The 11,405-nt window shown below is 59.9% G+C and carries 9 protein-coding genes; 4 read left to right on the top strand and 5 right to left on the bottom strand.

Going from position 1 to position 11,405, the window contains the following annotated elements; all coding sequences use genetic code 11:
* The first annotated feature begins 217 nt into the window (after positions 1-217).
* Positions 218-583, top strand: a complete 366-nt coding sequence (locus CKW26_RS06040) for a DUF6124 family protein (RefSeq protein WP_095047882.1) — start codon at positions 218-220, stop codon at positions 581-583.
* A gap of 59 nt (positions 584-642) precedes the next feature.
* Positions 643-924 carry a DUF6124 family protein gene (locus CKW26_RS06035; protein WP_320413091.1) on the top strand — a complete coding sequence of 94 codons (282 nt, stop codon included), beginning with the start codon at positions 643-645 and terminating at the stop codon, positions 922-924.
* 202 nt (positions 925-1,126) lie between these two features.
* On the opposite strand, the gene CKW26_RS06030 is transcribed toward CKW26_RS06035, so the two are convergent.
* Complete coding sequence (locus CKW26_RS06030) at positions 1,127-1,873, bottom strand: response regulator transcription factor (RefSeq protein ID WP_095047881.1); 747 nt, start codon at positions 1,871-1,873, stop codon at positions 1,127-1,129.
* Positions 1,874-2,193: 320 nt separating this feature from the next.
* On the opposite strand from CKW26_RS06030, the gene ycaC reads away from it, so the two are divergent.
* Positions 2,194-2,826: an isochorismate family cysteine hydrolase YcaC gene (gene ycaC / locus CKW26_RS06025; RefSeq protein ID WP_007915995.1), complete on the top strand. Its 633-nt coding sequence runs from the start codon at positions 2,194-2,196 to the stop codon at positions 2,824-2,826.
* An 87-nt stretch (positions 2,827-2,913) separates the two neighbouring features.
* On the opposite strand, the gene CKW26_RS06020 is transcribed toward ycaC, so the two are convergent.
* Positions 2,914-3,936: an alpha/beta hydrolase gene (locus CKW26_RS06020; protein WP_095047880.1), complete on the bottom strand. Its 1,023-nt coding sequence runs from the start codon at positions 3,934-3,936 to the stop codon at positions 2,914-2,916.
* A gap of 181 nt (positions 3,937-4,117) precedes the next feature.
* Positions 4,118-5,374 carry an MFS transporter gene (locus CKW26_RS06015; protein ID WP_095047879.1) on the bottom strand — a complete coding sequence of 419 codons (1,257 nt, stop codon included), beginning with the start codon at positions 5,372-5,374 and terminating at the stop codon, positions 4,118-4,120.
* A gap of 265 nt (positions 5,375-5,639) precedes the next feature.
* Between CKW26_RS06015 and CKW26_RS06010 the strand changes: the two genes are divergently transcribed.
* Positions 5,640-7,187 carry a sensor domain-containing diguanylate cyclase gene (locus tag CKW26_RS06010; RefSeq protein WP_095047878.1) on the top strand — a complete coding sequence of 516 codons (1,548 nt, stop codon included), beginning with the start codon at positions 5,640-5,642 and terminating at the stop codon, positions 7,185-7,187.
* Here the strand turns inward: CKW26_RS06010 and CKW26_RS06005 are convergent.
* Together CKW26_RS06005 and CKW26_RS06000 are read right to left on the bottom strand one after the other, a co-directional pair.
* Positions 7,149-9,611 carry a hybrid sensor histidine kinase/response regulator gene (locus CKW26_RS06005; protein ID WP_095047877.1) on the bottom strand — a complete coding sequence of 821 codons (2,463 nt, stop codon included), beginning with the start codon at positions 9,609-9,611 and terminating at the stop codon, positions 7,149-7,151. The two genes, CKW26_RS06010 and CKW26_RS06005, sit on opposite strands and share 39 nt — an antisense overlap.
* A gap of 136 nt (positions 9,612-9,747) precedes the next feature.
* Positions 9,748-11,286: a cryptochrome/photolyase family protein gene (locus CKW26_RS06000; protein WP_095047876.1), complete on the bottom strand. Its 1,539-nt coding sequence runs from the start codon at positions 11,284-11,286 to the stop codon at positions 9,748-9,750.
* Positions 11,287-11,405 lie beyond the last annotated feature (119 nt).

Raw genomic sequence — 11,405 nt, 5'->3', positions numbered from 1 at the left:
CTATCAGTGGTCGGGTTTAGTAGCCCGATTGGTATTAGTAAGTGCATGAGTTCCATTTAGTCAGGTGCGTCTCTGCCTGCACTCAATGGTGGTTGTGCGCAGGGCGCCCTCGGGCGCGCCGGTCTTGCTAATTCCACCGGTCTACTAACCTGTGCACAGCCGCCACCCTTCTTTTAGTAGAGAACGGTCGCGGCCCTATTTCAGGAATTAGATGAATATGTTCAAAGTTACGCCGAACCCTCCGGACACCGACCCGATCCCCTACGACGCCGCACTGGAACCTCAAAACATCAAAGAGGCCACAGAACGGGCGATCAATTTCTACCTCAATCCTTCCGCGCTCAAAACCTCAAAACCCACCCGCAAAACCGGCAAGATCTACCTGATCGACCCCACCGTCGACGACGAAACCCTGCTCGTCGAAGCCTACGAATCGCTGTCCTCGGCCAGTGACATGGCCCGCGACCTTGCCGACTCGATCGACAGCCCTCACCGCAAGAAAATGCTGATCCTGCAGCAGGTGATCATGTTGAGTGAATTGGTGGTGAGTCGCGTCCTCGACAACCAGCGCTTGCCCAACTAATTGCGAAACGGCCGCGCGAGGGAGCCTGCTCCCTCGCTGCGCAGAAGGAGTTTGAGCTTATGTCCAAGACATCCGATCCGCCGGTTACTGCAGCCAACATCATGGCCACGCCCTATACGCCCAACGCTATGTTCCGGGTCAACCCGCAAACCGATACCGAATCCCTGCTGGCAAACGCCTGTGAATCGCTGGCCTCGGCCTCGGTCATGTTGTGTGATTTTGCCGGGATGCTGGAGGGGCCGCATCGCCAGACCTTGTTGGGTATTGCGCAAGTGGTGATGCTGGGGGAGTTGGCGGTGAATCAGGCATTGGAGCACGTCGCGGGAGTGCCCTCACCCTAACCCTCTCCCAGAGGGAGAGGGGACTGACCGCGGTGTTTGCTGAAGATGCACCGACGTGAACTACCGAGTCGAACTCAGGTTTTGAAAACCACAAAAATCGGCTCCCTTTCCCCCTCGCCCCCCTTGGGGGGAGAGGGCTGGGGTGAGGGGGGAATCTCACTGACACCACCAAAAAAGCCAAGCCTTCGCTAATCCCGGTGTATCAAGCCGCACTCGACGCCAACGTCTCCAACGGCGAATACATCCAGCGCATCAACGAATGCCGCCCGCTGATGCCCAACTTGATCGCCGCGCGTTTCAGATAACTCTCTACGGTGTTGACCTTCAACGCCAATTGCTCCGCCAGTTCCGGCGCCGTGCGGCCGGCGAGCAGGCCGACGCAGACTTCAGTTTCGCGGTTGGACAGGCTCAGCCCCAGTTGCTCCAAGCGCTCGTCAAAGCGCAGGCGCAAGGTTTCCAGGCCGCTGCCTTCGGCTGCTTCGGACGGAATTTGTGGATCAGGGGTGGCCGGTTGCAGGGCGTTGATGTGTTTTTCCACCATCGGCAGCAGCACCGGGGAGATGTCCTGCAACAGGCTGCGCTCCTGCGCGGAAAAGCGTTGCGACTCGCCGTTGCGGTACACCGAAATCACGTAGCGGTAGCCGTCCTTGCGTCGGGTCAGGTGCAGTTGCGAAGCGTCCGCGCTGGTCGCGGCCGGCGGATTCTGTAAATGGTGAGCCGCCGCACTGTGTTCGGAAAACACCGTTTCGGCGAGCAGGGCCGGCTCTTTCAGCGGCTCCGGCTCACTGCGGCTCGACGTGCGGCTCACCGGTTCGACACGCATCTGCCGGATGTGCGTGGCGTCGACCGCCAGTTGCGTCAGGATCAGGTCATGCAGCATGCGCGGAAAGTGCCGGCTGCCGGTGCTGGCGATGACCTTGCCGATGTGGGGGAACAAGTGTGAATTCATATGCGTGTCATCCCTGAGAGGCGTTAATTCAAAAACGTCTGCAGCCCTGTCGACGATCTCCTTGGTCGACGAAAAACCGCAGACTTGGATCCTATCCTAGTACAACGTTTGAGCGACGGTTTAATGAAGGTGTTATTAGCTAATAACCCTGAATTTGCTGGCTTCAACGTGGGAACGAAGAGAACACCGTCGTTGAATTGTCCTGTTCAGGTTGACGGTGAAACCCATTTCAACCGATTTATCCCTTTCCGATGCGTCAGTAACCTGTACACAACTTGAACGCAACAACAACTTTCCAACATTGAAAAGGGACGCACACCATGACCACTCCAACCTACAACCGCCTGAACAAAGACGACGCTATCGTGCTGCTGGTCGACCACCAGACCGGTCTGATTTCGCTGGTGCAGGACTTCTCGCCGAACGAGTTCAAGAACAATGTGCTGGCCCTGGCGGATTTGGCCAAGTTCTTTGAGCTGCCGACCATCCTCACCACCAGTTTTGAACAAGGCCCGAACGGCCCGCTGGTGCCAGAGCTGAAAGAGATGTTCCCGGACGCGCCGTACATCGCTCGTCCAGGCCAGATCAACGCCTGGGACAACGAAGACTTCGTCAAGGCGATCAAAGCCACCGGCCGCAAGCAGATCATCATTGCCGGTGTGGTGACGGATGTGTGCGTAGCGTTCCCGACCTTGTCGGCGCTGGCAGAAGGGTTTGAGGTGTTTGTGGTGACCGACGCTTCCGGCACTTTCAACACCACAGTGCAACAGGCTGCATGGAGTCGCATGACCCAGGCCGGCGCACAGATGATGAACTGGTTCTCGGTGGCCTGTGAGCTGCACCGCGACTGGCGCAACGATATTGAAGGCTTGGGCAATCTGCTGTCGCAGCGCATCCCCAACTACCGCAACCTGATGAACAGCTACTCGGCGCTGACCGCACAGCAGAAGTAAGCCGACATGCTGCAAACGAAAAGCCTGCCCTGAAAAGCAGGCTTTGTCGTGTCTGCACTGTAAAGCGCTGGTTGCGTTGCGATGACGTTACTTCAGGTTATGGCTGAAGAACGTGGTCAATTTGGCGAAGGGAATCAGGTTGACCCGGTCGTACAAGTCGACATGGCCGGCCCCTGGAATGATCAGCAGCTCTTTGGGTTCGGCCGCGCGCTGGTACGCGTCTTCACTGAACTCGCGGGAGTGCGCCTGAGCACCGGCGATGAACAGCAGCGGGCGCGGGGAGATGCTCTCGATGTCATTGAACGGGTAGAAGTTCATGAACTTCACATTGCTGATCAGCGTCGGCATGGTGGTGGTCTGCGGCGAAGCACCGGTCGGAGTGACCTGGCCACGCGGGGTGCGGTAGAAATCGTAGAACTCGTCCCCCACCGCGTTGCCGGTGAGTTTGAGCGGTGTGCCGCCGGTGTAGCGCACCGGGCCGCCCCAGAACTGCGCGTTACGCTGCTGCGCCGCCTGTTCAATGATCGATTGGCGTTGCGCTGGCGTGAGCGAATGTTTGAGGCCGTTGCGGTTGGCAGCACCCATGTCGTACATGCTGACGGTGGCAATCGCCTTCAAACGTGGGTCGATCTTGGCGGCACTGATGGCGAAGCTGCCGCTGCCGCAAATACCGATAACGCCGATACGCTCGCGATCGACCAGTGGGCGAGTGCCGAGAAAGTCCACCGCCGCGCTGAAGTCTTCGGCATAAATGTCCGGCGCAACCGATTGGCGTGGCAGGCCTTCGCTTTCGCCCCAGAAGGACAAGTCGAACGACAGCGTGACGAAACCTTGTTCGGCCATTTTGGTGGCGTAGAGATTGGCACTTTGCTCCTTAACTGCGCCCATCGGGTGGCCGACGATGATCGCGGCATTTTTTGACTGTGGGTCAAGGTTCTTCAGGCTGAACAGATTGCCTGCGACCTTCATTCCGTACTGGTTCTTGAAGGTGACCTTTTCCACGGTCACTTTATCGCTGGTGTAGAAGTTGTCTGCGCCGTTCGACATATCGGCTCCCATGGCTGAAAAAGTACTGAAGAGCAGCCCGAAGGCCAAGCAAAAACCTTTCACTGGAATGTCCTTGCGATTGAGGGTTTATTCGTCTGAGCCTGTGCACGAACATTCTCTCGATCAGCGCCTCGGCGCCGAAGTGCATTCCTCTGGATTGCTTGCCTGATCCACTGAGTCCTGGATTTTTAATGCCGCGCAAACACGATTTGGCGGCGATGAGAGGGCAGGGACGGGATATGGATTACGCTGAAGATTCAGTGCTGGCCTCGACCAATCCGGTTTCAGCTTGCCGGCCACTGCGCTGAGTTTCCGGAACACCGATCGCGAGCAACACAACCGCCACCGCCGCAATAGCGGCCAGGGTCAGAAACGCCGCGCTGTAACCGGCCTCTTGCACGACGAGTCCGGCGAGGCCGTTGCTCAGCGCCGCGCCCAGCCCGAACACCGTGGTCAGTGCGCCGAGGCTGACGTTGAAGTGGCCGGTGCCCTGGGTGAGGTCTTTGACCATGATCGGAAACAAGGCGCCGAACAGACCGGCGCCGACGCCGTCGAGCAGTTGCACCGCGACCAGCCAATAGGCGTCGTCCGACAGCGTATAAAGCACGCCGCGCAAGGGCAGGATCAGGAATCCGGCCAGCAGCAGCGGCTTGCGTCCCCATAGATCGGCTTTCGCCCCGACCAGTAATGCAGCCGGCACCATCACCAGTTGCGCGGCGACGATGCAGGCCGAGGTCAGCGGGGTGGCCATCTGCAAATTGGCTTGCGCGAGTTTTTGACTCACCAACGGCAACATCGCCGCATTGGCGAGGTGGAACAGCGCACAGCAAATGGCGAACAGCAACAGCGGCCGGTTGCTCAGCAGCACCGACAAACCGGAAGGCTGGCGGTGGCAGGCGTCGGCTGGATCCAGTCCGCGCGCCAGATCATGGTCGATGGCTGCTGGCGAAACGCAGGTGATGGCAATGACACTGGCCAAAGCCATGGCCGCCATCAGATAGAACACTGCGACCGGGCCGAACAGGTAGGCAAATATACCGGCCAGCAGTGCGGCGCAGGCATTGCCGGCATGATTGAAGGTTTCGTTGCGCCCGGTTCGCCGAGTGAACGCCCGTGGCCCGGTCATGCCCAGGGTAATCGCACAAATGGCCGGGGCGAATATCGAGGCGGCCATTGCGCTCAAGGTTTGCGTCAGCGCCACCCAAGTGAACGACGTCACGAACGGCAGCACCAGGCAGCTTCCGGTCACCACCAGCGCGGCGATCGCAATCAACGCACGTTTGCGCCGGCTGTTGTCGACCCAGGCACCGGCGGGTGTCTGGGTGATCAGCGCGGCGACCCCGGCGATGGTCATCACCAGACCAATGCTGGCCGGCTCCCAGTGATGCACCGCCAAGAGATAGATGGCCAGATAGGGGCCGAGGCCGTCGCGCACGTCGGCGAGGAAAAAGTTCAGGCTGTCCAGTGACAGGTTGTTGCGGCGATCGAGGTCAGCGGCCACGGCGGTGTCTTCAATGTTCGAGGTTTGCGGATGGATTCAACCTCAGCAAGCCTAATGACCTGCGCCCGTGAATATAAGTTGCAGGCCACGGCTGTGTCGTTGCGAAACAACGCCAAGGGGCTGAAAACGACGTTCCGTCATACGGTTGCTGCACGTTCGACGCGCTACTTGTATCCTTGCGCCGGTCGAGGACATACGACCGCTGTTATTGCCTTGAATCAGTAACGGCCGGAACCGGAAACCGGACTTTCCATTAGGTACTTTCGTGAAGCGTGATACCCACCTCGTCATCCTCTTGCTGCTGGTCATCGGCTGCTCCCTGGCGTCGCTGACCATCTGGAAAGTGCTGTCTTCGCGCGATCGCGCGCTGGAGGAAGTCAACGTGCACGGGTTGAACCTGACCCAGGCACTCGAGACCTATTCCGAAGGCATTGTCCGGCAAAGTTCGCTGCTGTTGCTCGGGCTGGTCGAACGCCTGGAAACCGAAGGCAGTGGCCCCACGCAGATCCAGCGCCTGAGTGCGCTGATCAACCGCCAGCAACCGTTGATGCCACAAATGAGCGGTATCACCATCTATGACCGAGATGGTCATTGGCTGATGTCGTCGAACCGGCCGATTCCGGTCGGTGCCAGCAGTATTGATCGAGCCTATTTCATTCATCATCGCGCCGATCCGAGCCGCGAACCCTTTATCGGGCCACCGATCCGCAGCCGTTCCAATCAGGAGTGGGTGATCACCGTCAGCCGCCGTTTCAATGATGATCGCGGCGAGTTCGCCGGGGTTGTGGCCGTGACGCTGGGCGTGGAAAACTTTCTGCGCCTGTTCGGCAAACTCGACATCGGCCAGGACGGTGCCATCGGTTTGTCCTATACCGACGGCACGTTGCTGGTGCGCTATCCCTTCCGCGAGCAGGACATGGGCCGCAACTTTTCCAAGTCGCCGATCTACGCCAAGTACCTGGTCGATCAATCGGTCGGCACCGCGTCTTATACCTCCAGCCTGGATGGCGTCGAACGCCTCTACGCCTTCCGCAAAAGTGAGAAGTTGCCACTGATCACCACGGTCGCCATCGGCAAGCGTGAAGCGCTCAAGGCGTGGCGAACCGAGGCACTGCTGTCGGCGGTGGTGGTGGCGGGGCTGTTGGGGCTCACCGGTCTGATCGGTTGGTTCTTGATCCTCGATATTCGGCGCCGGACCCAGGTTGAAGGCGAACTGCGCATCGCTCAGCAGCAGTTGCTCGGCTCCAATCGGCAACTCGAGTTGTTGGCCATGAAGGATGCGCTGACCGGGCTGGCGAATCGGCGCTGCTTCGACCAGACCCTGGCCACAGAGGCGCGTCGGGCAAAGCGCGACGGTTCGTCACTGGCCTTGCTGATGATCGATATCGACTATTTCAAGCGCTTCAATGATGCCTTCGGGCATGTTGCCGGCGACGCTTGTCTGCAAACCGTCGGTAGCGTGCTGGATGAGTGTGTGCGGCGACCGTCGGACCTGGTGGCGCGCTACGGCGGCGAAGAGTTCGCCGTGATCATGCCCGACACCGATATGGGCGGCGCTGCGGTGGTGGCGCAGTTGATTATCGAGCGCCTGCAGCAAGCCAACATTGCCCACCCCACCAGTCCGGTGGCTCGTGTGAGCCTGAGCATCGGCATCGCCGTTGCGCACGGTCCGCACCTGGAGCCGGTGAGCGCTCTGATCGAGTGCGCCGACCAAGCGCTGTATCAAGCGAAAACGGCAGGGCGCAACAGGTTCATGACATCCGCTGCGCAACCCTCACTCAACGTCGATGGACAGCAGGCCACCGACTCGTGACACCAGCGTGTCGACGGCAAACGGTTTGGTCAGTACCTGCATGCCCGGGCCGAGCTGACCGTTGCCGATCACTGAATTTTCCGCGTACCCAGTGATGAACAAAGTCTTCAGCCTCGGCCTGATTTCCCGGCCCGCATCGGCCATCTGCCGGCCGTTCATGCCGCCCGGCAAGCCGACATCGGTGATGAGCAAATCGATGTGCGCGCTGGAACGCAATACTTCCAGTCCCTCAACGCTGTCGGCCGCTTCGAGCAGGTTGTAGCCGAGGTCGTTCAGCACGTCTTTGAGCAGCGTTCGAACGGTGGGCTCGTCGTCGACAATCAGGATGGTCTCACCGGCCTTTGCCGGCAGGGTTGCCGAGTTTTGCGTGTCATCGTGATTGCGCTGCGTTTCGCCGCGGTAGCGCGGCAGGTAAATGCAGATGATGGTGCCTTGCCCCACGGTCGACTGCACCCGCACCTGCCCGCCGGATTGCTTGGTGAAACCGTAGATCATCGACAGCCCCAGCCCGGTGCCCTGGCCCAGTGGTTTGGTGGTGAAAAACGGGTCGAAGGCCTTGGCCATGACCTCCGCACTCATACCGGTACCGGTGTCTGCAACCGACAGGCACAGGTATTGCCCTTCGGGCATCTCCCTGATGCGCGCCGATTCAGCATCAAGGGTTCGATTGGCAGTTTCAACGGTAATGCTGCCGCCATCGGGCATCGCATCACGGGCGTTGATGCACAGGTTGAGCAAAGCGTTTTCCAGTTGGCTGGCATCGACCAGCGCCGGCCACAGATCGGCGGCAACGACCGTTTTCAGGCGAATGCTCGGGCCGACGGTGCGCTGGATCAGTTCGGTCATGCCGGCAATCAGCGCGTTGACTTCAGTCGGCCGTGGATCGAGGGTCTGCCGGCGGGAGAACGCCAGCAGGCGATGGGTCAGGGCGGTCGCGCGTTTGGCGGCGTCCTGGGCGATCAGCATGTATTTGTCGATGTCCTTCAGACGACCTTGGGCGATGCGTTTTTCCATCAGCTCCAGAGAGGCACAGATCCCCGCCAGCAGGTTGTTGAAGTCATGGGCCAGACCGCCGGTGAGTTGCCCGACGGCTTCCATTTTCTGCGATTGGCGCAACTTCTCTTCGGCCTGCATCAGTTCTGTGGTGCGCGCCGAGACCCGTTGTTCCAGTGTGTCGTTGAGCGCTTTTAAAGCGGCGGTGACCCGGTCGCGTTCGTCTTCGACATTGCGCCGGTCTTCGACATCGATCAGCACGCCGGGAAAGCGTAAAGGCGTGCCGTCCTCGGCGCATTCGACGCGTCCGTTGGCTTCGATCCAAGTGTATTTGCCATCCCCGCCGCGCACTCGGTACTGGTGCGAATAGGCGCCACCGCGGGCAAGGGCGTCATTGATTGCCACTGTCAGCCCCTCGCGGTCATCGGGGTGCACGGTGACTACCACTTGCTCCAGGCTCAGACCGTCACGGCCCAGTGCCGGGTCAAGGTTGAAGATCCGGGCGAAAGCTTCGTCGACGTAGAAACGATCGGTGGGCAAGTGCCAGTGCCAAGTGCCGATAATGGCGCCGGCGGCCAAGGCGAGTTGGACCCGTTCGACGTTTTCCCGAGCAATCGCCTCGCTGACGCGCAAGCGTTCCTGCGCGTCGCGGCGCTCGGTGACGTCGCTGAAGAAGATCGCAATCTGCCGATCGGCCGGGTCACCGACACGGACGGCGCGTACGTCGAACCAGCGTTCGAAGGTGTTGGCGTAGTTCTCGAAGTTGGCCGGCTCGCCGGTCTTGGCGACGTGGCCGTAGGTCTCGAACCAGAATTTCTCCAGGTTGGGCGCAAACTCGGTGACCCACTTGCCCCGCAGGTTGACCCCGGCCTGACGCTCGAACGCCGGGTTGGCTTCAACGAAGCAGTAATCGATGGGGTAGTCGTCGGCGTCGAATTTGACTTTGACGATGGCGAAGGCGGCTTCGATGGTTTCCAGAATGGTGCTGAAGCGCTCTTCACTTTTGCGCAGTGCGGTTTCGGCACTGCGCGAACGGGTCAGGTCGAGCATGGCCCCGACCATGCGTTCGGCTTTGCCGTCGGCATTGCGGATCAGATGCCCGCGGTCGAGCACCTCGGCGTAGGATCCGTCCTGACAGCGGAAGCGGTACTCGGCACTCCAGGTGGTGCCTGTGCCCGCCATCGCCGCCCGAATCGAAGTCTCTACCCGCGCGCGATCCTGCTGGTGGATCTGCGCAAAGCGCCAGTCACACGTCGGTTCGATGGCGCTGGGGGCATAGCCGTACGCCTGTTCCAACGCGTCGTTCCAGACAATCTGATGGGTTGTCAGATCCCAGTCCCAGACGGCGTCGCAGGTCGCTTTGACGGCCAGGCGCAGGCGCGTGACCTCGGACTCAAGCTCCTCGCGAGTAAGCTGTTTCAGGATATCCACCCCTCATGCCTTGATTATTGGTCTGCGTTCAATAGGCGTGTTTCAAGCGAACACCCAGGTTGCTTCGTAAGCTTTGTGAGCCATTGACCCGGGGCGCCCTGTTTAAGTTGCACGCGGGGCACGGGCGCGTGCGTTTTCATAACGAGTCGCCGTTATCCAGCGTGTCGAGCAACTGTTGGCCGCGTTGCCACAGTGCCTGTTGTTTGGCTGGCGGCATGCGGTCGAGGTTTTTGTACATCATCGCCATGCGCTGATTGCCCCGTAGAAGGTCGGCGTGGCGCATCAGGAAATGCCAGTACAGGGCGTTGAACGGGCAGGCGTTGTCGGCCGTGGTTTCGCGCACCGAGTAAGCACAGTCGCGACAGTAGTCGGACATCCGGTTGATGTACTGGCCGCTGGCGCAATAAGGCTTGGAACCGAGGTAACCGCCATCGGCGTGCATGACCATGCCGAGGGTGTTAGGCAGTTCGACCCAATCGAACGCGTCCATGTAAATCGCCAGATACCATTCACAGATCTGCTTCGGCGCGATGCCGGCGAGCAGGGCGAAATTGCCAGTGACCATCAGGCGCTGGATGTGATGGGCGTAGGCGTGTTTGAGGCTTTGGCCGATGGCCTGGCGCATGCAATTCATTTTGGTTGCAGCGGTCCAGTAGAACTCCGGCAATGGCCGCTGGTTGGCAAATGCATTGCCTTCGGCGTACTCGGGCATGTGCAGCCAGTAAACGCCTCGGACATATTCGCGCCAGCCGATCAGTTGGCGGATGAAACCTTCGGCCGCATTCAGCGCGATGCTGCCGGACCAATAGGCCGACTCCACATCAGCGCAGAGCTGGCGCAGGTCGAGCAAGCCAATGTTCAGCGCCGCGCTGATGCGCGCATGGAACAGAAACGGCTCGTCGCTGGCCATGGCGTCCTGATAGTCGCCGAAGCCGGCCAGGGCGTAGTCGAGAAAGTACGCCCAGAGCGCCTGGGCATCGGCGTGCGTCACCGGATAGTTGAAGTCCTCCAGACTGCCGTAATGACTGGCGAAACGGTGTTTTACCAAGGCGAGGACTTCGACGGTGATTGCATCGTTGGCAAAACCGGCCGGGTAGGGTGCCTTGACGGTTTTCGGCAAAGCTTTGCGATTCTCGGCGTCAAAGTTCCACGCGCCGCCGACCGGCGTGCCGTCACCGTTGAGCAACAGGCGACTTTTGCGGCGCATCTCGCGGTAGAAGAACTCCATGCGCAACTGTTTTTTGCCTGCGGCCCAAGCGCGAAACTCATCGCGGCTGCACAGGAAGCGGCCGTCCGCGTGCCAGTTGATCGGCACACCACACGCTTTGAGCGATTGCTCCAGACGCCAGTCTCCGCACTCCGTCACGTGCAACTCGCTGGCCTGCAACAAAGTCTGCCAGCGCTTCAGCTCGCCGGGCACCGAACCGCTGTTCTGCGGGTCGTCGAGGGCCACGTAATGCACCTGGATGCCCTGTTTCTCCAGCGCCTGAGCAAAGTGACGCATGGCACTGAAAATCAGCGCGATCTTCTGCGGGTGATGGGCGACATGGGTGGCTTCTTCCATAACCTCGACCATCAGCACACGGTCGTGTTCGCTATCCAGACCGGCCAATGACGCCAGATCAAACGATAACTGGTCACCCAATACCAGGCACAGCCGACGGGTTTTGTTCATTTCACGAATTCAGCGTAAGGGCAGCAGGCTGCCGCGTGGACGTTTAAGTGCTAAGTCCAGATAGTTGTACAGATTGTAGTATGTGTATAGGTTTTTGTGCGGTGAATATTCACATCCCC

This window comes from Pseudomonas sp. Irchel s3h9 (assembly GCF_900187475.1).
Classification (GTDB): domain Bacteria; phylum Pseudomonadota; class Gammaproteobacteria; order Pseudomonadales; family Pseudomonadaceae; genus Aquipseudomonas; species Aquipseudomonas neuropathica.
The sequence above is the reverse complement of the archived record's forward strand: the minus strand, read 5'-3'. Positions and strand labels throughout refer to the sequence as shown.